At 73.1% G+C, this 25,194-nt stretch carries 25 protein-coding genes, 1 tRNA gene and 1 riboswitch; of the genes, 14 read left to right on the top strand and 12 right to left on the bottom strand.

Going from position 1 to position 25,194, the window contains the following annotated elements; all coding sequences use genetic code 11:
• Positions 1–10 precede the first annotated feature (10 nt).
• Positions 11–1,231, top strand: coding sequence for an MFS transporter (locus C1N71_RS11320; RefSeq protein WP_137756499.1), 1,221 nt, complete (start codon positions 11–13; stop codon positions 1,229–1,231).
• Between the two features lie 2 nt (positions 1,232–1,233).
• Here C1N71_RS11320 and C1N71_RS11315 read toward each other — a convergent pair whose 3' ends face one another.
• Positions 1,234–1,749 carry a mycothiol transferase gene (locus tag C1N71_RS11315; protein WP_254677987.1) on the bottom strand — a complete coding sequence of 172 codons (516 nt, stop codon included), beginning with the start codon at positions 1,747–1,749 and terminating at the stop codon, positions 1,234–1,236.
• Positions 1,750–1,817: 68 nt separating this feature from the next.
• Positions 1,818–1,900: riboswitch (ZMP/ZTP riboswitch) on the top strand.
• Between the two features lie 21 nt (positions 1,901–1,921).
• Here C1N71_RS11315 and glyA point away from each other — a divergent pair.
• Together glyA and C1N71_RS11305 are read left to right on the top strand one after the other, a co-directional pair.
• Entirely contained in the window at positions 1,922–3,199 is a 1,278-nt protein-coding gene (glyA, locus tag C1N71_RS11310; RefSeq protein ID WP_137756497.1) for a serine hydroxymethyltransferase, read from the top strand.
• The gene (locus C1N71_RS11305) at positions 3,196–4,077 is read left to right on the top strand and encodes a bifunctional methylenetetrahydrofolate dehydrogenase/methenyltetrahydrofolate cyclohydrolase (RefSeq protein WP_137756496.1); all 882 of its coding nucleotides are present in this window, start codon (positions 3,196–3,198) and stop codon (positions 4,075–4,077) included. Before glyA ends, C1N71_RS11305 begins: the two co-directional genes overlap by 4 nt.
• 17 nt (positions 4,078–4,094) lie before the next feature.
• Here C1N71_RS11305 and C1N71_RS11300 read toward each other — a convergent pair whose 3' ends face one another.
• Both C1N71_RS11300 and C1N71_RS11295 read right to left on the bottom strand, forming a co-directional pair.
• A complete protein-coding gene (locus tag C1N71_RS11300; RefSeq protein ID WP_137756495.1) occupies positions 4,095–4,622 on the bottom strand; it encodes a gamma carbonic anhydrase family protein in 528 nt (175 codons plus the stop codon).
• A gap of 22 nt (positions 4,623–4,644) precedes the next feature.
• Complete coding sequence (locus C1N71_RS11295) at positions 4,645–5,448, bottom strand: hypothetical protein (protein WP_137756494.1); 804 nt, start codon at positions 5,446–5,448, stop codon at positions 4,645–4,647.
• Positions 5,449–5,483: 35 nt separating this feature from the next.
• Between C1N71_RS11295 and C1N71_RS11290 the strand changes: the two genes are divergently transcribed.
• The 4 genes from C1N71_RS11290 to C1N71_RS11275 all read left to right on the top strand — a co-directional run bounded on the left by C1N71_RS11290 (position 5,484) and on the right by C1N71_RS11275 (position 9,449).
• Positions 5,484–6,425: an aldose 1-epimerase family protein gene (locus tag C1N71_RS11290; RefSeq protein ID WP_254677986.1), complete on the top strand. Its 942-nt coding sequence runs from the start codon at positions 5,484–5,486 to the stop codon at positions 6,423–6,425.
• A 140-nt stretch (positions 6,426–6,565) separates the two neighbouring features.
• A complete protein-coding gene (locus tag C1N71_RS11285; RefSeq protein ID WP_175414194.1) occupies positions 6,566–7,027 on the top strand; it encodes an FMN-binding protein in 462 nt (153 codons plus the stop codon).
• A gap of 2 nt (positions 7,028–7,029) precedes the next feature.
• Positions 7,030–7,914 carry an FAD:protein FMN transferase gene (locus tag C1N71_RS11280; protein WP_137756492.1) on the top strand — a complete coding sequence of 295 codons (885 nt, stop codon included), beginning with the start codon at positions 7,030–7,032 and terminating at the stop codon, positions 7,912–7,914.
• Positions 7,911–9,449 carry an FAD-dependent oxidoreductase gene (locus C1N71_RS11275; protein WP_137756491.1) on the top strand — a complete coding sequence of 513 codons (1,539 nt, stop codon included), beginning with the start codon at positions 7,911–7,913 and terminating at the stop codon, positions 9,447–9,449. The genes C1N71_RS11280 and C1N71_RS11275 overlap by 4 nt, the downstream gene beginning before the upstream one ends.
• Positions 9,450–9,459: 10 nt before the next feature.
• Here C1N71_RS11275 and C1N71_RS11270 read toward each other — a convergent pair whose 3' ends face one another.
• The 4 genes from C1N71_RS11270 to C1N71_RS11255 all read right to left on the bottom strand — a co-directional run bounded on the left by C1N71_RS11270 (position 9,460) and on the right by C1N71_RS11255 (position 13,437).
• Positions 9,460–10,545, bottom strand: a complete 1,086-nt coding sequence (locus C1N71_RS11270; protein WP_137756490.1) for a hypothetical protein — start codon at positions 10,543–10,545, stop codon at positions 9,460–9,462.
• 67 nt (positions 10,546–10,612) lie between these two features.
• Complete coding sequence (locus C1N71_RS11265) at positions 10,613–11,332, bottom strand: SPFH domain-containing protein (protein WP_137756489.1); 720 nt, start codon at positions 11,330–11,332, stop codon at positions 10,613–10,615.
• A gap of 248 nt (positions 11,333–11,580) precedes the next feature.
• Positions 11,581–11,653 (bottom strand) — tRNA-Lys (locus tag C1N71_RS11260).
• 83 nt (positions 11,654–11,736) lie between these two features.
• Positions 11,737–13,437 (bottom strand): alpha/beta fold hydrolase, encoded by a 1,701-nt coding sequence (locus tag C1N71_RS11255; protein WP_137756488.1) that lies wholly within the window; start codon positions 13,435–13,437, stop codon positions 11,737–11,739.
• A 156-nt stretch (positions 13,438–13,593) separates the two neighbouring features.
• Between C1N71_RS11255 and C1N71_RS11250 the strand changes: the two genes are divergently transcribed.
• From C1N71_RS11250 to pstB, 6 genes are all read left to right on the top strand, one after another.
• Entirely contained in the window at positions 13,594–14,220 is a 627-nt protein-coding gene (locus C1N71_RS11250; protein ID WP_137756487.1) for a DNA-directed RNA polymerase subunit beta, read from the top strand.
• An 89-nt stretch (positions 14,221–14,309) separates the two neighbouring features.
• Positions 14,310–14,909: a hypothetical protein gene (locus C1N71_RS11245; protein ID WP_137756486.1), complete on the top strand. Its 600-nt coding sequence runs from the start codon at positions 14,310–14,312 to the stop codon at positions 14,907–14,909.
• Between the two features lie 393 nt (positions 14,910–15,302).
• A complete protein-coding gene (locus C1N71_RS11240; protein ID WP_137756485.1) occupies positions 15,303–16,406 on the top strand; it encodes a phosphate ABC transporter substrate-binding protein PstS in 1,104 nt (367 codons plus the stop codon).
• Positions 16,407–16,502: 96 nt separating this feature from the next.
• Positions 16,503–17,489 carry a phosphate ABC transporter permease subunit PstC gene (pstC, locus tag C1N71_RS11235; protein WP_137756484.1) on the top strand — a complete coding sequence of 329 codons (987 nt, stop codon included), beginning with the start codon at positions 16,503–16,505 and terminating at the stop codon, positions 17,487–17,489.
• Entirely contained in the window at positions 17,489–18,571 is a 1,083-nt protein-coding gene (gene pstA, locus C1N71_RS11230; RefSeq protein WP_137756483.1) for a phosphate ABC transporter permease PstA, read from the top strand. The genes pstC and pstA overlap by 1 nt, the downstream gene beginning before the upstream one ends.
• A 26-nt stretch (positions 18,572–18,597) precedes the next feature.
• Positions 18,598–19,377 (top strand): phosphate ABC transporter ATP-binding protein PstB, encoded by a 780-nt coding sequence (gene pstB / locus C1N71_RS11225; RefSeq protein ID WP_137756482.1) that lies wholly within the window; start codon positions 18,598–18,600, stop codon positions 19,375–19,377.
• A 42-nt stretch (positions 19,378–19,419) separates the two neighbouring features.
• Here pstB and C1N71_RS11220 read toward each other — a convergent pair whose 3' ends face one another.
• The 5 genes from C1N71_RS11220 to C1N71_RS11200 form a co-directional block, all read right to left on the bottom strand.
• Entirely contained in the window at positions 19,420–20,007 is a 588-nt protein-coding gene (locus tag C1N71_RS11220; protein WP_137756481.1) for a hypothetical protein, read from the bottom strand.
• Between the two features lie 103 nt (positions 20,008–20,110).
• Entirely contained in the window at positions 20,111–21,034 is a 924-nt protein-coding gene (locus C1N71_RS11215) for an NUDIX hydrolase (protein ID WP_175414193.1), read from the bottom strand.
• A complete protein-coding gene (locus C1N71_RS11210; RefSeq protein WP_137757315.1) occupies positions 21,031–23,214 on the bottom strand; it encodes an RNA degradosome polyphosphate kinase in 2,184 nt (727 codons plus the stop codon). Before C1N71_RS11210 ends, C1N71_RS11215 begins: the two co-directional genes overlap by 4 nt.
• 101 nt (positions 23,215–23,315) lie before the next feature.
• Entirely contained in the window at positions 23,316–24,137 is an 822-nt protein-coding gene (gene mshD / locus C1N71_RS11205; RefSeq protein ID WP_137756479.1) for a mycothiol synthase, read from the bottom strand.
• A complete protein-coding gene (locus C1N71_RS11200; protein WP_137756478.1) occupies positions 24,130–24,777 on the bottom strand; it encodes a response regulator transcription factor in 648 nt (215 codons plus the stop codon). The genes mshD and C1N71_RS11200 overlap by 8 nt, the downstream gene beginning before the upstream one ends.
• Positions 24,778–24,837: 60 nt before the next feature.
• On the opposite strand from C1N71_RS11200, the gene C1N71_RS11195 reads away from it, so the two are divergent.
• Positions 24,838–25,095: a hypothetical protein gene (locus C1N71_RS11195; protein ID WP_137756477.1), complete on the top strand. Its 258-nt coding sequence runs from the start codon at positions 24,838–24,840 to the stop codon at positions 25,093–25,095.
• Positions 25,096–25,194: the final 99 nt, after the last annotated feature.

Raw genomic sequence — 25,194 nt, 5'->3', positions numbered from 1 at the left:
AGCCGTTGCCATGACGACGCCGCGTGAGACCCCAGCCACCTTCCCGCTCGTGGCGCTCCTCACCCTCGCGTTCGCCATCTTCGTGAACATCTCGGTCGAGATGCTGCCCATGGGGCTGCTGCTGCCGATGAGCCGCGACCTCGGCGTCGGCGAGGGCGCGATCGGCCTGCTCGTCACGGTCTTCGCGGGCACCGTCGTGCTCACGTCGACCGTGCTCGTGCACCTGACGCGGCGCATCCCGAGGCACGTGCTCGTCGTCACGGTGCTCGTCGTCTTCGGCATCACGTGCATCGCGACGGCCGCCGTGCCCGAGTACTGGATGGTCGTCGTGCTGCGCGTCGTCGCGGGGCTCGCGCACGGCGTCTTCTGGACGGTCGTGGGCGCGTACGCCGCGTACCTCGTGCCGAAGGAGGAGCTCGGTCGCGCGGTGGGCATCACGAGCGCGGGCGGCTCGCTCGCGTTCGTGCTCGGGCTGCCGCTGTCGACGCTGCTCGGGCAGGCGCTCGGCTGGCGCTGGTCGTTCGCGGTCTTCGGCGTCGCGTGCCTGGTCGCCGCGGCGCTCGTGCGGCGCATGCTGCCCGCCGTGCAGCACCTGCCCGCCGTCGCGACGACCGAGACGGGATCCGTGGCGCTGCCGCAGCGCGAGCCCGGCCGCTCGGCGATCGGCGTCGCGGTCGCCGTCTCGGTGACGGCAGTCGTGATGCTGGGCCAGTACGCCTTCTACACGTACGTGACCCCGTACATGGTGGAGCGCGTCGGGCTGCCCGAGATCTGGCTGAGCCCCGCGCTGCTGTCGTACGGCCTCATGGGCGCGCTCGCCGTGGCGGTCGTGTCGGTGTGGCTCGGCAGGCGCCCATTCGGCGGCGCCGTCGGCTGCATGGTCGTCATGGTCGTCGTCTGCGTCGTGCTCGCGTCGACCGACGTGCTGCCCGTCGCGTTCGCCGCCATCCTCCTCTGGGGCCTCGCGATGGGCGCGCTCCCGCCGCTCCTGCAGACGCGGATGCTGCAGGCGTCGCCCACGCACATGCTGCAGACCTCCACCGCCTGGTACACGTCGGGCTTCAACCTCGGCATCGGCGGCGGGGCGCTGCTCGGCGCGCTCGTCTACGAGGGCGCGGGCATCGAGGCGCTGCCCGCCGTGCTGCTCGTGGCGCTCGTCGTCGGGCTCGTGCTCGTGCTCGCCGACGGCGCGCGCCTCGCGCGCGTGCGCCGAGCGCACGAGGTGCGCTGACCTCAGAGCACCAGGCGCTGCCTTCCGTCGCCGAGCTCGAGCGCCGCGTCGAGGTGGCCAGCGTGCGTCGCGGTCTCGACGAGCACGTGCAGCACGACGGCACGGACGTCGGGGAATCGCTGCGGACCCCATCCCTCCTCGCGACGCCGGGGTGCGTCGTCGAGGGAGACGGATGCGAGCACAGCACCGGATCGCGCGATCGCCGCGCGATACGCGGCGAGCACCTCGACGGTGGGCTCGACGTCGTCGACCCGCCAGTCGGCGGGGCGGCCGCCGTCGCGCGCCGCGTCGTCGTCCGGCCACCAGCCGAGGTCCCCGCCTGCGACGACCGTCTCGAACCAGTAGCGCTCGCCGCCGAGCGTCAGGTGGCGTACGAGGCCGATCGGCGACCAGCCCGACGGGAGGGTCGCTGCACGCAGCGTCGCGTCGTCGACGCCGGCGACGGCGTCGAGCACGTGCGTGCGCGCGGCATCGAGCGCGCTCAGCAGGGCGTCGCGGTCGCGGTCGTGGCGGTCCACGCGTCCCACGATGGCATGACCTGCGTCGACGGCGCAGGTGGATGCGGCGAGCGCCGACGAGTAGCATCGGCAGCGGCCGCGACTGGCGCTTGGGTGGGGGACCACCGGGGAGCGGCCGAGACCCGTTCGGTCGCGCGCCTGGGCCATCCATCGCTTCCCGAGGAGATGCATCGTGTCCGACCGCCTGCCCACGACGTTCAACGAGCCGCTCGCGACCGTCGATCCCGAGATCGCCGCCGTCCTGCAGCAGGAGCTCGGCCGGCAGCAGCAGTACCTCGAGATGATCGCGTCCGAGAACTTCGTGCCCGTCGCCGTGCTCGAGGCGCAGGGCTCCGTGCTCACGAACAAGTACGCCGAGGGCTACCCCGGTCGCCGCTACTACGGGGGCTGCGAGTTCGTCGACGTCGCCGAGTCGCTCGCGATCGAGCGCGCGAAGGCGCTGTTCGGTGCCGAGTTCGCCAACGTGCAGCCCCACTCGGGCGCGTCGGCGAACGCCGCCGTGCTGCACGCGATCGCGCGACCGGGCGACACGCTGCTCGGCCTCTCGCTCGACCACGGCGGCCATCTGACCCACGGCATGAAGATCAACTTCTCGGGTCGCCTCTACGACATCGTCGCCTACGGCGTCGATGCGGAGACGAGCCGCATCGACATGGACGAGGTGCGCCGCCTCGCCCTCGAGCACCAGCCGAAGGTCATCATCGCCGGCTGGTCGGCCTACCCGCGCCAGCTCGACTTCGCAGCCTTCCGCGCGATCGCCGACGAGGTCGGCGCGCTCCTGTGGGTCGACATGGCGCACTTCGCCGGCCTCGTCGCCGCCGGCATCCACCCGAGCCCCGTGCCGCACGCGCACGTCGTCTCCTCGACGGTGCACAAGACGATCGGCGGCCCCCGCTCGGGCTTCATCCTCACGAACGACGCCGACATCGCGAAGAAGATCAACTCGGCCGTCTTCCCCGGCCAGCAGGGCGGACCGCTCATGCACGTCATCGCCGCCAAGGCGACGGCGTTCAAGCTGGCGGCAGAGCCGGAGTTCGTGGAGCGGCAGGAGCGCACGGTGCGCGGCGCGCAGATCCTCGCCGAGCGACTCACGCAGCAGGACGTCGCCGACGCCGGCATCACGCTGCGCTCGGGCGGCACCGACGTGCATCTCGTGCTCGTCGACCTGCGCGACGCCGCGATCGACGGCAAGCAGGCGGAGGACCTGCTGCACGAGATCCGCATCACCGTCAACCGCAACTCCGTGCCGAACGACCCGCGGCCGCCGATGGTGACGAGCGGTCTGCGCATCGGCACGCCGGCGCTCGCGACGCGCGGCTTCGGCGACGACGACTTCCGCGAGGTCGCCGACGTCATCGCGCTCGCGCTGCTGCCCGGCGCCGACGTCGACGCGCTCCGCGCCCGCGTCGACGCGCTCGCCGCGGCGTTCCCGCTCTACCCGACGCTGTGACCGCTCGCGTCCTCGACGGCGTCGCCACCGCGGCGACCGTCAAGGACGAGCTGCGCGCGCGCGTCGAGGCCCTGCGCGGCCTCGGCGCGGCGCCCGGTCTCGCGACCTTGCTCGTCGGCGACGATCCCGCATCGCGATCGTACGTCGCAGGCAAGCACCGCGACTGCCTCGAGGTGGGGATCGCCTCGATCGAGGTCGAGCTGCCGGCCACGGCCACGCAGACCGACGTGCGCGCTGCCATCCGCGACCTGAACGCGGCCCGCGAGGTCACGGGCCTCGTCGTGCAGCTGCCGCTGCCGACGAGGATCGACGCGGAGGCGATGCTCGAGGAGGTCGACCCCGCGAAGGATGCCGACGGCCTGCATCCGACGAACCTCGGCAGGCTCGTGCTCGGCGTGGACGGTGCGATCGACGCACCGCTGCCGTGCACGCCGAGCGCGTGCGTCGAGCTCCTCGCGCGTCACGGCGTGCCGCTCGCCGGGGCCGACGTGTGCGTCATCGGGCGCGGTCTCACGGTCGGCAGGTCGATCGGGCTGCTGCTCACGCGTCGCGGCGTCGACGCGACCGTGACGCTCACCCACTCCCGCACGCCGGACCTCGCAGCGCACGTGCGACGCGCCGACGTCGTCGTCGCCGCGGTCGGCAGCCGTCACCTCGTGCGGCCCGACTGGATCGCGCCGGGCGCGGCGGTGCTCGACGTGGGCATCACACGGGAGCGGATGCTCGCCAACGGTCGGGCGCGGCTCGCCGGCGACGTGCATCCGGGCGTCGCGGACGTCGCCGGATGGCTCTCTCCCGTGCCGGGCGGCGTCGGACCGATGACGCGCGTCATGCTGCTCGACAACGTCGTGCGGGCGGCCGAGCGCGCGGCGCGCTGACGACGTCCTGACCGGGATCAGAGCGAGCGGTACTGCGCGGTGCGCTCGACGTAGACGGCGGCGTTGCGGTGGATGGCCGCGAGCTCGTCGTCGGTCACCGACCGTCGTACCGTCGCGGGCACGCCCGCGACGAGGGATCCGGGCGGCACGACCTGCCCCTGGGTCACGAGCGCGCCGGCGGCGACGAGCGATCCGGCGCCGATCACCGCGCCATTCATGATGGTCGCGTGCATGCCCACGAGCACGTCGTCCTCGATGGTGCAGCCGTGGACGACGGCGCCGTGGCCGATCGACACGCGGCGGCCGATCGTCAGCGGCGAGCCGGCGTCGACGTGCAGCGAGCAGGAGTCCTGGACGTTCGAGTCGTCGCCGACGACGATCGGCTCCTCCTCGGCGCGCAGGCTCGCGCCGGGGTAGACGCCGACCCGCTCGCCGAGCCGCACGTCGCCCGCGACGACGACGTTCGGCAGCAGGTACGCGGAGTCCGGGATGCGCGGCGCACGGCCGGGCAGGGCGAGGATCGTGGCGCGCTCGTGGGCTGTCATGGCGCGAGCGTAGCGAGCGCCGTCAGCGTCGCCGCGACGTGCGCAGCACGAGGACGCCGGCGAGCAGGACCAGCAGGCCGCGCAGGAGCAGCACGACGAGCGACGCGAGCACCGGCGGGGTGCCGGCGGCCGCGGCGAGCGCCGGGGCGATGAAGAGCGAGAGCGCCAGCGCCCACAGCAGCACGGCGGGCAGCGCCGGCGTCGAGGAGCCGTGCAGGGCGAGCGCGGAGGCGATCGCGAGGGCGGCGATCGGCAGCGAGCGCGCGAGCGTCGCCGCGAGGTCCGTCGCCTCGCCCGTGCGGAGCACCTGCACCACGGCGGCCGAGACGTAGAAGAGGGCGACGGCCGCCGCGGCCATCAGCAGCGCTGCTCGACCCTCGCCGTCGCGCCGGGTCAGCACGCCCAGCGCCGCGGCTGCGACGGCGAGCAGGATCGGCACGAGCTGCACCGCATCCCATCCCGACGTCCGTCCCATCGGCATGAGCACGACGATCACGACGGCGTCGAGGAGCGCTGCGGCACCCGCAGCGACGACGAGCCCGGTCACGCGCGACGCGAGCGCGAAGAGCGTCGCGAGCACGACGCCCGAGGTGCTCCACAGCGCGATGGTCGTCACGAGATCGAGACCCGACGGCATGCCGACGCTCAGCGTGCTCGCCGCGCCCTGCGAGCCGATGACGAGGAAGGCCGCCACGAGCAGGATGCCAGGCACGAGCAGACCCGAACGGCTCGCGCGCGCGAGGGTCGGCTCCGGGGCGGCGCCGTGCTGCCAGCCACTGGCCGGGCGGAAGGACGAGACGGGCGGGGTGGCGCTCGGCTGGGTCACGCCTCGACCCTAGCCCGATCCGTAGGATCGCCTGTGTGCGACCCCCCACAGGCCAGCAGCTGACCATCGCGTCCACCGTCTCCGGCGTGCCGCTGCGCGCCACGGTCACCGGGCTCGCCGCCGGGCTCCGCGAGCTCGTGCTGGGAGACACGGACCTCGTCGAGCCGTTCCACGAGGACGCGAGGCCGGGCAAGGGTCAGGGCATCGTGCTCGCACCCTGGGGCGGCCGCGTGCGCGACGGCCGCTGGCTCCTGGACGGCGTGCCGCAGCAGCTCGCGCTCACCGAGCCGTCGCGCGGCAACGCGAGCCACGGGCTCCTGCGCTACGCCCCGTACCGCGTGCTCGAGCACGGCGAGGCGCGCGCCGTGCTCGCGGCCACGATCCATCCGCAGCCGGGGTATCCCTTCCTCGTCGACACGACCGTGCGCTACGAGGTCGGGGAGACGGGCCTCGTCGTCACCCACGAGGCGGTGAACGTCGGCGCGACCCGGGCACCGTGGGCCTGCGGCGCGCATCCCTACCTCGCCGTCGGCAGGACGCCGGCGTCGGCGCTGACCCTCACGGTGCCCGCATCGACGGCGCTCGTGACCGACGAGCGCCTCCTACCGGTGCGATCGGTCGCGGTCGACGCGCCGGACGCGCCCGCCGGCGCCGACCTGCGTCGCGGACGCCGCCTCGCGGAGCTCGACCTCGACCTGGGCCTCGTCGACGTCGAGCACGTCGACGGCATCGCCGCGTCCACCCTGCTCGACGACGAGGGGCGCGGCGTGCGGCTGTGGCAGGACGCGGCCTTCGGCGCCCTCGTCGTGTTCACGCCGCGCGACTTCCCCGCCGTCGACGGGGTGCGCCAGGCGGTCGCGGTCGAGCCGATGTCCGCGCCCGCCGATGCCCTGAACTCCGGCGACGGCCTCGCATGGCTCGAGCCGGGCGAGTCGTGGACGGGACGCTGGGGCATCGCACCCGTCGGTCTGGTCTGAGCCGTGGCATCCGTCATGCGAGTCCGCGCGAACGGGGGACGGATGCGGCATCATGGGAGACGCCTAGGCGCCTGATGGTGGGCGCGTCGCACCTCACGGCTACCGTGCCCACGACGACCCCTCTCGACAGGAGCCCGCTCATGATCCCCCGCCGCCGCGCCGCCCTCGCGCTCGCCACGACGTCCTTCGCCGCCCTGGGCCTCGCAGCCTGCTCGACGGCGGACCAGCCCGCCGAGCCGAGCGACGAGGCGTCGACGCCCGAGTCGCCCGCGACGAGCGATGCCGGCGCGACGGGCTCCAGCGAGTACGCGGACGGCACCTACACCGCGGACGGCTCGTACACCTCTCCCGGCGGCCAGGAGACGATCACCGTCACCGTCACGCTCGCCGACGGCGTCATCGAGGACGTCGAGGTCACGAACCCCGAGACGACGAACCCGAACTCGCTGCGCTACCAGGGCGAGTTCATCGACGGCATCGCCGCCGAGGTCGTGGGCGTGCCGCTCGACGACGTCTCGGTCGATCGCGTCGGCGGCTCGAGCCTCACGAGCGGCGGCTTCGAGGACGCGCTGCAGACGATCCGCGACGAGGCAGCCGGCTAGGCATGCCGGCGAGGCTGCGCCTCGACGCGATCGGCACGAGCTGGTCGATCGACGCACCCGAGCCGCTCGGGGATGCGGTCGTCGACGCGATCCGCGCGCGCATCGAGGCCTACGACCTGGCCTGGTCGCGCTTCCGCCCCGACGCGACGATCGCTCCGCTCGCGCGCTCGGCGGGCGAGGTGCGGATGCCGGACGAGTCCGCCGAGCTCGCGCAGCTCTACCGACTGCTGCACGACGTCACGGACGGCGCGGTGACGCCCCTCGTCGGCGCATCCCTCGAGCGGCTCGGATATGGCGCCGACGGCGTCGTCGACACCGGCCTCGCGCCGCAGGCGCCGCCGGCGTGGGATGCGGCGCTGCGATGGGAGGGCACGACGCTGCGCGCGCTGCAGCCGCTCGTGCTCGACGTGGGCGCCGCGGGCAAGGGACAGCTCGTCGACCTCGTCTGCGACGTGCTCGCGGCGCACGGCGTGCGCGACGTCGTCGTCGACGCGTCGGGCGACCTGCGCCACGCGGGCACGGGCGACGCCGGCAGGCCGACGCGCGTGGCCCTCGAGGATCCGCGGGCGCTCGGCCACGCGATCGGCGTCGTCGAGGTGTCGGGCGAGGCGTTCTGCGCCTCCGCGGGCAACCGTCGCCGCTGGGCCGGCCGGCACCACATCCTCGACGGGCGCACCGGCGCCCCGGTCGACGAGGTCATCGGCACGTGGGTGATCGCGGAGCGGGCCATGGTCGCCGACGCCATCGCGACGGCGCTCTCGTTCGCCCCGGTCGGCGTGCTCGCTCGCCACTGGTCGTTCGAGCACGCGAGGATGTACGCGGGTGGCCAGGTGGAGGCGACCGGCCGATTCGCAGCAGGGCTGCACGTCAGGAGGGTGGCCGCGTGAGCGCCAGGGGACCGATCGCACGGCTCGACGCCGTGCCCATGCACGTGCTGGTCGGCGCGGTCCTCCTCGCGCACGTCGCGCTGGCGGCGATCCTCGCGTTCGCCGGCGTGCTCGCGTACGACGGCGGCGGCATCCTGCTCTCGGCGCTCGTGGGCGTCGGCGCGTCGATCGTCGCGAGCCTGCTGTTCGGTCGCATCGCGCACCGACCGGCGCACCTGCCGTCCGCCGCCATCACGGGCCTGCTCGTCGCCCTCATCGCACTGCCGCCGAGCCTCTCGCGACCGTCCGGGCTCGCCGACCTCGCGGTCGTCGCAGCGGTCAGCGTGCTCGCCGCCGCCGCGAAGGTGCTCGCCGTGCGGCGCGGTCGCCTCGTCGTGAACCCCGCCGCCGCCGGGCTCGTCGTCGCGGGCATCGTGCTGCCGCTCGTCTCGCCCGGCGCCGCGGTCGAGGCATGGTGGGTCGCCGCGCTGCCGCTGCTGCCGCTGACGATCGTGGGCGGCGCGCTCGTGCTGGTCCGCACCCGCATCGTCGCGCCCGCGCTCGCGCTCGTCGCCGCCGGCGTGCTGCTGCAGGCCGTCGCGTACGCGGCGTTCACCGGCGACCTCGCCAGGGCGCTGACGCAGGCCGTCGGCCAGAGCCCCGTCCTCTTCCTGGCGGCCTTCATGTTCTCCGAGCCCATCACGCTGCCGCCGCTGCGGTGGCAGCGCGTGCTCGTCGGCATGCTGGTCGGCGTGCTGGTCGCGGTGCCGGCGCTCGCCGGCGTCGCCGGCATCCCGGTGGGCATCGGCGCCTTCTACCCGGGGCCGGCGCTGGCGCTGGTGGTCGGCAACGTCGTCGCCTTCCTGCTCGGCTCGCGGCACGGCACGATCCTGCGACTCACGGGCCTCGAGCGCGACGGCGACCTCGTCGACCTGCGCTTCGTCGCGGAGCCCGAGCTCGAGCATCGGCCCGGGCAGTGGGTGGAGCTGAGCATCCCGCACCGTGCCGACCTGCGCGGCGAGCGCCGTGTGTTCAGCGTCGCCTCCCCGCCGGGATCGCCCGAGGTGCGCCTCGGCGTGCGCGCCGCCGAGCCCATCTCCTCGTTCAAGCGGCACCTGCTCGACATGGAGCCCGGCGACACCGTCGCGGTGACGCGCCAGGGAGGCGACTTCACGCCGAAGCCGGGCCGGCCGAGGCTGCTCGTCGCCGCCGGCATCGGCGTGACGCCGTTCCTGTCGCACCTCGGCGCCAGCGACGAGGACACCGTGCTCGTGCTGCTGCTGCGCGACGGCGACCCCGTGCCGTTCCCGACCGCGCTCGCGCAGGCCTCGGCGCGCATCGTCGTCGTCGCGCCGACGGCGCCGGAGGGCATGTCGGAGGGCTGGGAGCACGTCGCGGGCCGCATCGATGGCGATCGGCTGCGCGAGCTCGTGCCCGACCTGGCCGAGCGGCAGGTGCTCGTCTCCGGATCGTCCGCCCAGGTCGGCAGCCTGCGGCGGATCGCGAAGGCGGCGGGCGCGCGCCGCGTGCTCGTCGACGCGTTCGCCGGCTACTGAGCCGCCCGGATCACGGCCGATCGTCGCGCGGGGCGATCGGCGGATCCGCGTCCTCCGGCACCTCGCGGTCGCTCTGGTCGATCGCGGCGTCGGCATCCGCGGGGACGCCCGGCGCATGCGTCGCCGCCGAGGCATCGGTGGGCGTCGCGGCCGCGGCTGGGTGGTGCGTCGCGGCGGCGGGTGCGTCGTGGGTCGTGGCGGCGGGCGGGGGCACGTGCTGCGTCGTCGGCACCACGGGGGGTGCGACCTGCGGCTCGGGCGCTCGCGGTGCGCGAGGCTCCACCGTCGGCGGTGCGACGCCCGCGCTCGGGGCGAGCCATCGCGTCGAGAGCGCCACGAGCGCGCCAGCGAGGAGCAGCAGCACGGCCCGCACGGCGGCGATGGCGACGAGCGCCGAGAGCGTGCCGGGGAGCACGACGGTCTGCAGGAGCACGACCCAGAGCGCGACGAGGGCCAGGGTGCCCGCCGCGACCCAGCGGGCGACGGGCGATCGCACGCCCGCGACGAGCGCGGCGGCGACGAGCGCGCCGACGACGACCGTGTCGGCGACGAGCACCTGCAGCAGCTCCTGGGGGGAGGCGACGAGGTAGACCGTGGCGAGGACGACGACGGTCGCGAGCGCGACGAGGACGAGCGCCGCGACCCAGCCGGCGCCCTCGCGCCGGTCGCCGGCACGGGCTGCCGCGGTCGCGACCAGCGCGACGACGACGGCCGCGAGCGCGAGCAGCATCGCCAGCGCGTCGCCGAGGTGCGCGAGCACGGCGAGGCCGGAGGCGCCGGAGGCTCCCGCCACGATGGCCACGACGACGAGCACGAGCCCGTGCACGGCCAGCACGGGGATCGCGAGCACGAGCAGCCACACGATCCTCGTCGCGACGGCGCCGGCTGCGAGGACGATCGTCGCCGCGACGGCGGCGGAGGCGCCCTGCTCGAACACCTCGCCGACGCCGATCCCGCCGAGGAACGCATCCCACACCACGAGCGCCTGCGGCACGAGGAGCCAGGTCGAGGCGGCGAGCGCCAGGATGCCCAGGCCGAGCACGCCCGTGCGCTGACGGGGCGGCCTCGTCCAGGTGGCGGCGGGGAAGGCGGTCATGATGGCTCCTCGCGTCGTGTGCGGTGCGCCCACGCTACGCGCTCGGGCTGTGCGCGTCCTCCGCTCGTCAGCGGGCGAGCGGCACGACGACGTCGTCGGCGCCCCTGGTGCGGATGGCCTCCGCGAGCAGGTAGCCCTCGGTGAGGGCATCGCCCGTGAGCGTGACGTGCAGCAGCTCGACGCCGCACGAGTCGAGGACCTGCTGCCGGCACGCCGAGAGCACGAGGTCCGACATGTCGGCGTTCGACGGCAGGGGCGGGGCGCCCAGCTCGCGGATGACGTCGCGCAGCGCGGCGCCCACGACGTTGGAGACGCGCTCGTGCACGTTGAGCACCTCGAGCTCGAACACGCGCAACGCCCTGCCGGACACCTCGGGCCGCCACTCGATCGACGCCGGCACGAGGTAGGTGTGCCCCGTGCCGGTCGTGAGGTGCCGAGCGGGAAGGTCGGCGGCGCGCGTGCGCACGTCGACCATGCGGTACCAGAGCAGCAGCGGGAAGGCGCCGTGCGTGCCGGGGCGCAGCACCACGAGCTCGCCCTCGGGGCTCGCGGGGTGCTTCAGCTGCCCCACCCGTGGGCCGCGGGCGTAGCGCACGGCATGCTCGCGCCTGCGGACGATCGGCCTGCCGTTGCGCGTGCGGATCGCAGCCCAACCCTCGTCGACCGTGACGATGAGCATCTTCAGCAGCGCGGGGACGACGAGCAGCACCGTGAGGACGCCGCCGCCGACCTTGAGGATCTGGTTCAGGCTGGCCCCGCCGAAGCCCGAGAGGATGCCGGTGAGCATCGCGCCCCCCTTCCCGTCCGATGCGTCCAGCGTGGCGTGTGCCCGTGGTGGTCAGCGCCGTGCGGGGTCGCGATCGCCGATCGTTCATCCGTTCGTCGCGCATCCGTCGCCGCGGCGTCGGCGATCCGGCACCGAGCCCGATCATGAGGGACGCCACCTCCCTCGCCGAACGGTCGCGAGCGCGTGACGCTCCGACGAGGGCACCGGTGGCAGGGTCGTGTCGGTCGACCGGTCCGTCTCGACCCTCGTGGGCCCCGTGGGGCTCGAACCCACGACCAGCGGATTAAAAGTCCGATGCTCTACCGACTGAGCTAGAGGCCCTCGACCATCGATCCTGCCACCGCGCGCGGACGGCGGGCGCCGCGACCGGATCGGTCGCGACGCCCGCTCGCGTCGTGGCTCGGTCAGATGCCCGGCGACAGCGACGGCGCGTGCAGCGGCGCGAGGCCCGCATCCGCCGGCGACTGGAACGGCAGCACGTCCTGCTCGCACGTCGTGGGCACCGAGGCGCCCGGGGTGGCGAGGTAGGTGGCGATGGCCGCGTTCGCGCAGCTCGAGACGTTCAGCGTCGTGTGGCCGTAGCCCTCGACGGTGAGCACCGAGGCGCTCGGGAAGCGGTCGGCGTACGGCTGCGTCTGGTCGTACGGCGTCGCGGGGTCGAATCGGGTGCCGATGACGAGCACGGGCGCCTGGGTCGTCTGGTCCCACGGACCCAGGTACGCGTCGTCGTCGACGAAGTCGACGACCTCGCACTGGATGCCGACCCACGCGCGCAGGCGGCCGAAGTGGGGCGCCTCGGCGTCGGCGGCGTCCGCCTGGGCCGGGTAGTCCCACGGCTGCAGCGGGTGCTCGCCGTCGACGCACATCGCGGCGAGCGCCGCGCCGGCGCCCGAGTAGTCCTCGAGGAGGCCCAGCTCGCGCAGCCAGTCGCCGAGGTCGCTGAGCTGCACGCCCCGTTGCTGCGTCGTCATCGCCTGCTGAGGCTCGGTGAGCGCGAGCAGCTGCGTGAGCGAGTCGGCCAGCGGGCCGAAGCCGGCAGGGGAGTAGAGCGACTGGAAGGCGATGGCGACGGCGGTGCCGTAGTCGACCCGCATGGTCGTGCCGTCGGGCAGCGGCACCTCGACGGGCTGCTGCTGCAGTCGCGTCAGCAGCGTGTCGACCGCCTGGCGCGGATCTCCCGTCGCCGCGAGCGAGCAGGCGGTCGGACCGGCGGCCGCGCAGGCGTCGAGGAAGGCGTCGAACACCTCCGCCGCCGCCGGCCCCTGGCCGATGCGGACGCCGACCGAGGCGTCGCCGCCGGACCAGCGCGAGGGCTCGAGCGTGCCGTCGATGGCGAGGGCGCGCACGCGGTCGGGGAAGAGCATCCCGTAGGTGGCGCCGAGGATGGAGCCGTACGAGTAGCCGAGGTACGACAGCCGCTCGTCGCCCACGGCCTGACGCAGCAGGTCCATGTCGCGGGCCACGTTGGCCGTCGACGCATGGTCGATGCGCGAGCCCGAGAGGGTCTCGCAGGCGAGCGCGAGCGCGCCGGCCTGCGCGATCGACGTCGCCTCCTCCTCGGGCGTGCGGGGGATGGCGATCGACTGCGCGAAGAAGGCCTCCTCGCTCGCAGCATCGGGGAAGCACGTCACCGGATCCGAGGCGCCGACGCCGCGCGGGTCGAAGCCGACGACGTCGAACCGCGCGTGCACCTGCGGGTCGAGGAACGCGCCGAGCTGCTGCAGCGTCGAGACGCCGGGCCCGCCGGGTCCGCCGAAGTTGAGGAACAGGCTGCCGATGCGCTGCGCGGGGTCGGTCGCGGGGAGCCTCGTGAGCGCGATCGTCGTCGTCGCGCCCGTGGGCTCGTCGTAGTCGGTGGGCACCTCTGCGCTCGCGCACTCGAAGGCTTCGAGGCCCACGCCCTCGCAGGCCGCCCACGCGAGCTCGGGCACGGGGGCCTGCACCTGCGTCGCGGTCGCGGGTGCGCCGGCGGCGCTGCCGACCGCGACGGTGGAGGCGTCGTGCGACGCGGCGCTCGCGACGGCGGGCGAGGCGACGACGAGCAGCGCTGCTGCGCCGATCGCGGTGATGGTGCGGACCGGTGGTCTGGTGGATCTCGTACGCATGCCCTCCTTCCTAGCCGCGGTGCTCGAGCGCCCGGATCCCCCGAACGATGGATGTCGGGGTACGACCGCGGTCGGATGCGCACGCCGACCGCCGACGCCCGGGTCGGGAATGCGGTCGCTAGCCTGGACGCTGCATCCCGAGGCGGAGGGAGGGGCATGGCCCAGCACGCACGACCGGCGCGGTACGCGTCGCGATGGTTCGAGCAGTTCGTCGGCGACATGGATCCCGTGGCCCGGGTGCAGCTCGCGCACGAGACGGCGGCCGCGCTCCTGGCCCGCGTGCGCAGCGACGCGGACGCCGACGTCGTCGAGCGCATCCTCGCGCTCGCCGCCGACGACGGCATCGACGCCGTCGCGGAGCTCTGGGCGGACGCCAGGCCCCATTCGCTGCCCGGCGCCCTCTGGCGCATCCACCTGCTCGCGACGATGGTCGCGCAGCAGCCGGTCGCCGTCGCGGCGCACTTCACCTCCGGTGCCGAGCGCCTCGAGACCGCGGATGCGGTCGTCGCCGGGGCGGCAGTGCCCACCGGGCCGGAGGAGATCGCGACCCTCGCCGACGAGATCCTGCGCGGCGTCTTCGCGGGCGACCTCGCCCTCGCGCTCGACCGTGCCGCAGCCTTCAGCCGCATCGCCGCCGCGGGCTCCCTCGCGGAGGCCGATGCGCGCGACGCGTACGACGCCGAGGCCGCGTCGCGGCTCACGGCTCGCGCGTCGCGCCTGGCGATCCTCGCCGGCGACCTCGCCGCCTCCGCCGCGCTGCAGCGGCGCGACGCGCTGCACTGATGTCGACGCCGGATCCAGCCGGCATCCAGCGGACCTCCACGCTCGACGCCGGAGGTGCGGCTATCCTGGCGCGAGCCTCGGGAGGTCCCATGCACATCGCGCATCGCATCCGCCGTCCTGCAGCCCTCGCCCTGGCGGCAGCGGTCGCCGCATCCCTCGCGGGATGCGTCCTCTCGCCGCCCGCGCAGCAGGCGCCGCCCACGAGCGAGCAGCCGCAGCCGAGCCCGTCGACGCCGGCGGAGCCGAGCGGCGAGCCCACCGAGCCGAGCGCGAGCGATGCGCCGACCGAGGGCGCCTACGAGCTGCAGAACGACCCCTCGGCGTCGGTGGTCTGGTCGTTCCAGCCCGTCGACGCGCAGCGCGTCGAGAGCGACGCGCTCGGCGCGACGCCGGATCCCGGCCAGCAGCTCGTCATCCTGCACATGGACGGGCAGCTCCTGACGGGAGTCCCCGACTTCTACTTCCAGTTCACGGTGCAGGCGTACGACCCCGCGACCGAGCAGACCATCGGGCTCAGCTCGGCGACGCAGTTCTACGCCGAGGACGACCTGTTCACGCTCGGCCGCCAGCCCGAGTTCCAGGACGCGGACGCCATCTTCCAGCTGCCCGAGGGCTGGGACATCGCGAACTGGCGCATCGTCTGCAACGAGACGGGCGAGGAGTGGGTCGTCCAGGTCCCCGTGCTGTGAGGTCCGCGGCGCACTGACACGCCCGACCCTTCGCGCGGGGCGAACGGGCTCGGCATCGCGGCGACGCGTTCGCTACAGTGGTCGACGCCGGGCCGCGAACCCCGGGCTCCAATCTTCGCCGCTTCGAGCGGCCTACCGCCGAGAGGCGTTCCGCGGCCCGGCATCATCGTCTCCGCCATCGATGCACATCGCGTGCCGGCCGTGCGACGGGGCATCCTCGCTGGCGCGCCTGGACGTGCGCCCGGCGCGCGCGAGACGTTCCCGGCTCGTTCATCCTCCGTTCACCTGCGGAGGGCATGCGAGCCATGACCGATCCCTACCGTGGGCGAGGCGCCTCTGCTGCGCCTGACGATGCGGGAAGCCCCCGCACCCCATTCCGAAAGGGATCACAGCGTGAAGATCACGAAGCTCGGCCGCGCGGCGCTCATCGCCGGCGTCGGCAGCATCCTCCTCGCCTCCTGCGCCGCGAACGAGGGCACCAGCGGCTCCGGCAGCGAGCCCGCCGAGGGTGCCGTCTCCGGCACGATCGAGGCCACGGGCGCGTCGTCGCAGACGGCCGCGCAGGAGGCGTGGGTCGCCGCGTTCCTCGATGCGAACCCCGACGCCGACGTCATCTACGAGCCCACGGGCTCGGGCGTGGGCCGCGACAACTTCCTCGCCGGTGCGTCGAGCTTCATCGGCTCGGACCGCGCGTTCACCATGGACGAGGTCGCCGCGGGCGGCTTCCAGGCGTGCACGACCGACGACATCATCGAGATCCCCGTCTACATCTCGCCCGTCGCGGTCATCTTCAACCTCGACGGCGTCGACTCGCTGAACCTCGACGCCGCGACGATCGCGGGCCTGTTCGCGGGCACGATCACGAACTGGAACGACCCGGCGATCGCCGACCAGAACCCCGACGTCGACCTGCCCGACCTCGCCGTCTCGCCCGTGCACCGCTCGGACGCGTCGGGCACGCAGGAGACCTTCACGGCCTACCTCGAGGCGACCGCCGCGGACGTGTGGACCTACGAGGCCTCCGACGAGTGGCCGATCCAGGGCGGCGAGGCCGCCCAGGGCACCTCGGGCGTCGTCGACCGCGTCTCGAACGGCCAGGGCACGATCGGCTTCGCCGACGCGTCGCAGGCCGGCGACCTCGGCACCGTCGCGGTGCAGGTCGGCGAGGAGTACGTGCCGTTCTCGCCCGAGGCCGCCGCCCAGCTCGTCGCAGGCGCCACGCAGGAGGAGGGTCGCGGCGACGCCGACCTCGTCTTCGACGTCGACCCGGCGGCCGCCGCCGACGGCGCGTACCCGATCGCGCTCGTGTCGTACCTCATCGGCTGCACCTCCTACGAGGACCCCGAGGTCGCCGCGACCGTGCAGGCCTACTTCTCGTACGTCGCCTCGGCCGAGGGCCAGGACGCCGCTGCGGAGAACGCAGGCTCGGCGCCGATCAACGACGACCTGCGCTCGCAGATCGACGAGGCGATCGCGCTGATCCAGGTCGAGGGCTGATCGCCTGACACCCATGGGGCTGATGGCCGGGATGCAGGGCATCCTGGTCATCAGCCCCACACCACTGCCACCGCCTCGACCACGAAGGGCCGCCGCATGACGACCAGCACCACGTCGCAGCAGCAGCAGGAGGAGCCTGCGCTGCCGCCGCCGGCGACGCAGCAGGCGAAGCCCGCCGTGCGTCGCCTGGGCGACCGGATCTTCTCCGGCACCGCGCTCGGCGCGGGCATCATCATCCTGCTCGTGCTCGCCGCCGTGGCCGTCTTCCTCGTCGCGCAGAGCATCCCGGGCCTGTCGACCGAGGACAACACGATCCTCCGCGGTCGCTCCTTCCTCGAGTACGTCGTGCCGCTCGCCTTCGGCACCGTATGGGCGTCGCTCATCGCGCTCGTCATCGCGGCGCCGATCGCGATCGGCATCGCGCTGTTCATCTCGCACTACGCACCGCGTCGCTTCGCCGCCGTCCTCGGCTACGTCATCGACCTGCTCGCAGCGGTGCCCTCGGTCGTCTTCGGCCTCTGGGGCGCCGTGACGCTCGCCGGGTTCGTGCAGCCCTTCTACGTGTGGCTGAACGCGAACCTCGGATGGTTCCCCCTCTTCAGCGGGCAGGCGTCCGCGACGGGCAACACGATCCTCACCGCCTCGCTCGTGCTCGCCGTCATGATCCTGCCGATCATGACCGCCATCTGCCGCGAGGTCTTCCTGCAGGCGCCGAGGCTCCACGAGGAGGCGGCGCTCGCGCTCGGCGCGACGCGCTGGGAGATGATCCGCATGGCCGTGCTGCCGTTCGCGCGCGGTGGCATGGTGTCCGCCGCGATGCTCGCGCTGGGCCGTGCGCTCGGCGAGACGATGGCCGTGACGATGGTGCTGTCGGCCTCCGGCGTCATCAGCGTGCAGCTGCTGACCTCGACGAACCCGACGCCCATCCCCGCGAACATCGCCCTCGCCTTCCCCGAGGCGCACGGCAACGGCGTGAACACGCTCATCGCCACCGGCCTCGTGCTCTTCGCCGTCACGTTCCTCGTGAACGCCATCGCCCGCGCGATCGTCAACCGTCGCGCCCAGTTCTCCGGAGCCAACTGATGAGCGCCGTCGTCACGCGCGGCCAGGCGAGCTCGCTCGCCGCCGGCCGACTCCCGAAGTGGGCCACCTGGGTCACGCTCGCGGCTGCGATGGCCGTGTCCGCCACGGTCTTCGGGCTCATCAACCTGGGCTCCGCGGCCTCCGAGTTCGACGTCGCGGGTGCGCTCGTCGTCGGCGCCCTGCTCTACGTCGTCGCCATCTTCGTGCTGTCGCGGCTCAGCGAGAGCCCCCGCCACGCCGTCGACCGGTTCGTGACGGCGCTCGTCTCGAGCGCCTTCATCGTCGCGATCATCCCGCTCGTGTCGCTGCTCTACACCGTCGTGTCGTCGGGCATCGAGCGCTTCGACGTCGAGTACTTCTCCTCGTCGATGCGCGGCGTCGTCGGCACGGGCGGCGGTGCGATCCACGCCATCTGGGGCACGATCCTCATCACGCTCGCCGCGACGATCATCTCGGTGCCCATCGGCCTCATGACCTCGATCTACCTCGTCGAGTACGGCGGGACGGGGCGCATCGCCAAGGCGATCACGTTCTTCGTCGACGTCATGACGGGCATCCCCTCGATCGTCGCGGGCCTGTTCATCTTCGCGGTGTTCTCGCTCTTCCTCGGACCGGGCGCATCGCTGGGCATCATGGGCGCGCTCGCGCTGTCGGTGCTCATGATCCCGGTCGTGGTGCGCTCGAGCGAGGAGCTGCTGCGCATCGTGCCGAACGAGCTGCGCGAGGCGTCCTACGCGCTCGGCGTGCCGAAGTGGCGCACGATCGTGAAGGTCGTCCTGCCGACGACGATCGCGGGCATCATGACGGGCGTCATGCTCTCGATCTCGCGCGTCATCGGCGAGACGGCGCCGCTGCTGCTGACGGCGGGCTTCACGACGAGCCTCAACCTCAACCTCTTCGACGGCCGGATGATGACGCTGCCGGTGTTCGTCTACAACCAGTACCAGAACCAGGGCACGAACCCGGACGAGGCCGTCGCCAGGGCGTGGGCGGGCGCGCTGACGCTCATCCTCATCGTCATGGCGCTGAACCTCGTCGCGAGGCTCATCGCCAAGTTCTTCGCCCCCAAGCTGCGCGGCTGAGCCGCAGGAACAAGGAGACCGCTTCCGTGTCCAAGCGCATCGAGGTCGACGACCTCAACGTCTACTACGGCGACTTCCTCGCGGTCGAGGGCGTGTCCCTCGAGATCGCGCCCCGGTCCGTGACGGCCTTCATCGGCCCATCCGGCTGCGGCAAGTCGACCTTCCTCCGCACGCTCAACCGCATGCACGAGGTCATCGCCGGCGCACGCGTCGAGGGCAGCGTGCTGCTCGACGGCGAGGACCTCTACGGCGCCGGCGTCGACCCCGTGCTCGTGCGTCGCCAGATCGGCATGGTCTTCCAGCGGCCGAACCCGTTCCCGACGATGTCGATCCGCGAGAACGTCCTCGCGGGCGTGCTGCTGAACAACGCCCGCATGTCGAAGTCCGACCAGGACGACCTCGTCGAGCGGAGCCTGCGCGGCGCGAACCTCTGGAACGAGGTCAAGGACCGCCTGAACCTGCCCGGCTCCGGCCTCTCGGGCGGTCAGCAGCAGCGTCTGTGCATCGCTCGCGCCATCGCCGTGTCGCCCGACGTCGTCCTCATGGACGAGCCCTGCTCCGCGCTCGACCCGATCTCGACCCTCGCGATCGAGGACCTCATCGAGGAGCTCAAGCAGGAGTACACGATCGTCATCGTCACCCACAACATGCAGCAGGCGGCGCGCGTGAGCGACAAGACGGCGTTCTTCAACATCGCGGGCACCGGCAAGCCGGGCAGGCTCATCGAGTACGACGAGACGACGACGATCTTCTCGAACCCCTCGGTGCAGGCCACGGAGGACTATGTCTCCGGCCGCTTCGGCTGATCCCGCGCCCACGGACTCCGACGAGCCCGTCGCGGTCGAGCCTCAACGCTCGAGCACGGCGGGCTCGCCGCCGTTCGGCACGAACGCGATCGTCGAGAAGTCGACGTCGGCGGGCACGACGAAGATCGGGCAGACCCGCTCGTAGGGGATCCCGAGGGCGTTCCCCTCCGCCTCGTAGACGTCGAGCACGTCGCCCGTCGGCTCGTAGTCGAAGCCCGTGAGGTCGTCGTAGCGCGGACCGGCGTCGCTCGCCCACACCTCGATGCGCACGGCGTCCGACAGCCACGCGCCCGCCGCTCCGGCGAGCTGCGTCGCGCGCACGCACACCCAGCCGACGCGGTCGTCGCCGGCGGGGAGCTCGAAGCCTCCGTCGCCCTCGAACATCGTGACGTCGTCGTCGCCGACGGGGCCGGCCTCGAGCAGCTCGAGCGTCCACGACGCATCCGCCGCGTCGACGCGCACGGTGTCGCCGTCGATCCACGCCGTCGGCGTCGCCGCCTCGGGGATGCGCTCGGCATCGGCTCCCGTCGCGCCGTCGGCTCGGCTGGCGTCGGCCGACGAGGTCGCGGCGCATCCCGTGACGAGCAGCGCGAGGGCTGCGAGCGCGGTCGTCGCGCGTGCGATGCGCATGCGAGCGATCACCTCCGGATGGTCGACCAGCACGCTAGCCGTCGAACCTCGGCGGGACCCGAGCGCGGGGTGGGGACGCGGTGGTCGGCGCCCGCGCACGCCCTCAGTGCGGCGCGCCGTGCGTCTCGACCGCGACGATGCGACCGTCGGGTCCGCCGACGTGCAGCACGGTGAAGTCGGCGGTGTGCAGCATCGAGCCGCGATGGAGCGCGGGCGTGTCCGGCGAGGCGGTCGCGCTCGCGACGGCGTCGACGACCGCCGGGACCACGGGCAGGTGGCTGCACAGCACCGTGGGGCGACGACGGCGCACCGCGGACTCCACGCGCCGCAGCAGTCGATCGCCGCGACCGAGGTAGGTGTCCTGAGCGAGCGAGCGCACGGGCTTCGGCGGGACGTCCACCAGGCGCGACAGCGGCTCGACCGTCTGGCGGCAGCGGACCGCCGTGGAGACGAGGATGCGCTCGACGCCGAACGCCGCGATCGACGGCGCGACCTGCCGCGCCTGCCGCTCGCCGCGCGACGTGAGCGGCCTCGAGGCGTCGTCGCCCTCCCACACGTAGGGATCGGCGGCCTTGGCGTGCCGCAGCGCGACGATCGCGAAGGTGTCGGCCTCGCCGGTCGCGATGCGCTCGGCGAGCCGGCGCAGCAGCACGGCGTCGTGCGCGTACGTGCTGCGTTCGACCGCCTCGTCGAGCGGCAGCCAGTGCAGCGCGCGGATCTCGTCGTTCGGCGCGAACGCGCGCACCGGAGCCTCCGCGCGCAGCTGCGCCATCCAGTAGTAGACGACCTTGTCCTGGCCCGTCGGCAGGCGGTACTCGCTCGTGCCGAGCGGCGCCTGCAGCGTCGCGCGGTAGCCCGTCTCCTCCTCCAGCTCCCGCACTGCGCACTCCGGCAGCGCCTCGCCGGGGTCGAGCTTGCCCTTCGGCAGCGAGAGGTCGCGATGCTTCGTGCGCTCGACGAGCAGCACCTCGACGCCGCCCTCGGCGCGACGCCACAGGCCGACGCCGGCAGCGAGCTGCGGGGTCACCGGCGTCGCCGCCGCTGGATCTCGATCATCCGATCGCGCTGCAGGTCGGCGAGCGGGCGCCCCTGGTCGTCGAAGGCGTGGCGGGTCCAGGAGCCGTCCGGCTCCGCCCACCACGAGGCGGTCGTGTCGGCCATCGCCCGGTCGAAGTGCGCCGTGATGTCGTCCATGTGCTCCGTCGAGGTGAGGCGGATGAGCGTCTCGACGCGGCGGTCGAGGTTGCGGTGCATCATGTCCGCCGACCCGATCCACACCTCCTCGTCGCCGTCGTTGAGGAAGCAGAAGACGCGCGAGTGCTCGAGGTAGCGGCCGAGGATCGAGCGCACCGTGATGCGCTCGGAGAGCCCGGGCACGCCGGCCTTGATCGAGCAGATGCCGCGCACCCACACCTGCACCTCGACGCCTGCGCGGCTCGCGCGGTAGAGGGCGTCGATGATCTGCTCGTCGACGATCGAGTTCACCTTGATGCGGATGCGCGCGGGCCTGCCCGCCTGCGCGTTGCGCGTCTCGCGCCGGATGCGCTTCAGCAGCCCCTTGCGCAGGTGGAGCGGTGCCACGAGCAGCCGCTGGAACTTGCGCTCGATCGCGAAGCCGGAGAGCTGGTTGAACAGCCGCGTGATCTCGAGCCCCACCTGGTCGTTGTCGGTGAAGAGGCCGAAGTCCTCGTAGATGCGCGACGTCTTCGGGTTGTAGTTGCCCGTGCCGACGTGGCAGTAGTGGCGGAGGCGGTCGCGCTCGCGCCGCACGACGACGAGCAGCTTGCAATGCGTCTTGAGGCCCACGAGGCCGTAGACGACGTGCACGCCGGCGCGCTCGAGCGTGCGGGCCCACTGGATGTTGTTCGTCTCGTCGAACCGCGCCTTCACCTCGACGAGGGCCAGCACCTGCTTGCCCTTCGCGGCGGCGCGGATGAGGGCGGCGACGATGGGCGAGTCGCCGCTCGTGCGATAGAGCGTCTGCTTGATGGCGAGCACGTCGGGGTCGTCCGCCGCCTGCTCGAGGAGCGCCTGCACGCTGGTCGCGAAGGACTCGTACGGGTGGTGCACGAGCACGTCCTTGCGAGTGATGGCGTCGAAGATCGACTCCTGCTCGTCGGCGTCCGTCGGCTTGAGCGGCGCCGCCGTCACGGGCACGCGCTTCGTGTAGCGCAGCTCGGGCCGTTCGAGGCCCGCGATCTGGAACAGGCCCGTGAGGTCGAGCAGCCCCGGCAGCGCGTACACCTCCTGCTCGGTGATGCCGAGCTCCCGCACCAGGAGGTCGAGCGAGTCGGGATCGACGTCCTCCGAGACCTCGAGCCGGATGGGCGGGCCGAACTTGCGCCGCGACAGCTCCTGCTCGAGCGCCTGGATGAGGTTCTCGGTCTCGTCCTCGTCGATCGTCACGTCCTCGTTGCGCGTGACGCGGAAGACGTCGCAGTCGACGACGCGCATGCCGGGGAACAGCTCGTCGAGGTTGTTGGCGATGAGCTCCTCGAGCGGGATGAAGCGCGTGCCGGGGCCCTCGACCGCGACGAGGCGCGAGAGCACGGGCGGCACCTTGAGCCGCGCGAACTCCTCGGAGTCGGTGAGCGGGTTGAACACGCGCACCGCGAGGTTGAGCGAGAGCCCCGAGATGTACGGGAACGGGTGCGCGGGGTCGACCGCGAGCGGCATGAGGACGGGGAAGACGTCGTCGTGGAAGCGCCGGCGCAGCACGCGCTGCTCGTCCTCGCCGAGCTCGCCCCATCGCACGATCTCGATGCCGACCTTCGACAGCGCGGGCCGGACGGAGTGGCGCCAGCAGTCGGCGTGGCGCAGCTGGAGCTCGTGGGCGCGCTCGACGATCTGGTTGAGGCTCTCGACGGGCGACAGGCCCACGTTGGTGGGCACGGCGAGGCCCGTGACGATGCGGCGCTTGAGGCCCGCGACCCGCACCATGAAGAACTCGTCGAGGTTCGAGGCGAAGATGGCGAGGAAGTTCGCGCGCTCGAGCAGCGGCACCGTCTCGTCCTCCGCGAGCTCGAGCACGCGCTGGTTGAAGTCGAGCCACGACAGCTCGCGGTCGAGGAACCGGTCGCCGGGCAGGCCGTCCTCGGTGTCGCCGCCGTGGGTCTCGAGGTCGTACTCGTCGTCGTCGTCGAAGTCGTCGAGGTCGGCCTCCGTCGCCTGCGCGAAGCTGGCGCCCTCCGCGAGCTCGGGCGCCATGGTCACGGTCGGCTGCGACGTCGTGGGCGTGGGCTCGGACTGGTCTTCCATGCACTCATCCTGGCACCGGCAGGTGAACGGATGGGTGCGCCTGCGCCACCTCAGACCACGTGTCGCCAGCGCACGTCGCGTGCGTGGTCGACGAAGCCGCGCGAGCGGTAGAGCCCGAGCGCGGGCGCGTTGTCACCCTCGACGTAGAGGTGGGCCGTGTCGAAGCCCAGCGCGCGCATCCGAGCGAACGTCGCCTGCAGCAGCACGCCGCCGAGCCCCGTGCCCTGCGCGCGGGGCGCGACGCCGAGGGCGTAGAGCTCCGCGACGTCGCCGTCCGGCTTGATCCAGGCGTAGCCGTCGAGCCCGTCCTCGCCGGGTGCCAGGAGGAGGTTGGCGTCGTCGTGCCACGACTGGGCGCGTCGATCGGCGAGGTCCTGCGCCGTGAGCCTGCCCTGCTCGGGATGCGCGGCGAAGGCCGCGGCGTTGACGGCGACCCAGGCGTCGGCGTCGGCGTCGACGAAGGGCCGCAGGCGCGGATCGACGACCGCGTCTGGGGGCACGGGCGCGCGCAGCTGCAGGAGCGTGCGGATGCGCTGCATGCCCAGGCGCTCGGCGAGGGCTCGGGAGGCGGGCAGGTCGCCGTGCGCCCATGCCTCGAACCCGGGATGCTCGGCGGCGATGCGCTGCGCGAGCCGCGTGCCGAGGCCCGCACCGCGGCGTGCGGGATCGACGGCGAGCTCGACCTCGGCGATCGCATCGCCGGCGCGAGCGCCCGTCGCGACGACCGCGATCGCGGCACCCGAGCCGTCGAGGTCGACGATCGCACGCTCGCCGCGTCGGGCCTCGAGCATGGCCTGGTCGTTGACGGGACTCGCGCCATCGGCGCTGCGGCAGCGCTCGACGAGGGCGGCGAGCGCTGCGACGTCAGTCATGCGAGAGCTCGAAGCGGTAGCCGACGTTGCGCACGGTGCCGATCGCCGACTCGAGGTCGCCGAGCTTGGCGCGCAGGCGTCGCACGTGCACGTCGACCGTGCGCGTGCCGCCGAAGTAGTCGTAGCCCCACACCTCGCTGAGCAGCTGCTCGCGCGTGAAGACCCGCACGGGATGCGAGGCGAGGAAGCGCAGCAGCTCGAACTCCTTGTACGTCAGGTCGAGCGGCTTGCCGTTGATGGACGCCTGGTAGTTCGCCTCGTCGATGCGCAGCCCCGCGGCGACGATCGGCTGGTCGCGCGGCGCGGAGCGCGCGAGGGCGAGGCGGATGCGGGCGTCGACCTCGGCGGGCCCCGCGCCGTCGAGCACGACGTCGGCGATGCCCCAGTCCAGCTGCACCGCGGCGAGGCCGCCCTCGCCGAGCACGAGCAGCACGGGCGACTTCAGCGTCTGCTCGACGATGCGGCAGAGGGTCTTGGCGGTCGCGAGCTCGACGACGCCGTCGACGACGACGAGCTCGGCGTCGTTCGCCTGCGTGAGCGAGGCCGTCTCGGCAGCCAGGCGCGTCACCCGGTGATCGAGCAGGTCGAGGCTGGGTAGCACGTCGCCGCTCCGACGGGTGAGGATCAGCACATGAGCCACGGCAGCGACCTCCCGCGGACAGTCTAGGGTGGCGTGGGAACGGCGTCGGACGGGGGAGCGATGCGCTGGCACGGCATCTGGCCCATCTGGGCGCTCGCCGTCGTCGGCTCCGTCGTCGTCGCGATCCTCGTGCCGGTCGACCGCACGGTCTGGCTGCCGATCGTGCTCGGCGCGTGCGTGCTCGCATCCTTCGCGGTGCAGCTGGGCTTCCCGACACAGAAGGGGCTCGTCGATCGCCTCTTCGCCTCGGTGGGCGGCGCGATCGTCGTGCTCGCGATCGCGACGGTCGTCTTCAAGGCGCTCAGCCTGGCGGCGTGATGCGCCGCGTGCTCGCGCGCGTAGGATGAGGGCATGGACATCCCCGTCGTCGCGCTCGAGATCTTCTTCCTCGGTCTGCTGGGCCTCGCGTCCCTCGCG

Origin of the sequence: Agrococcus sp. SGAir0287 (genome assembly GCF_005484985.1) — a bacterium.
Classification (GTDB): domain Bacteria; phylum Actinomycetota; class Actinomycetes; order Actinomycetales; family Microbacteriaceae; genus Agrococcus.
Note: the sequence above shows the minus strand (reverse complement) of the source record. Positions and strands in the feature narration are given on the sequence as shown.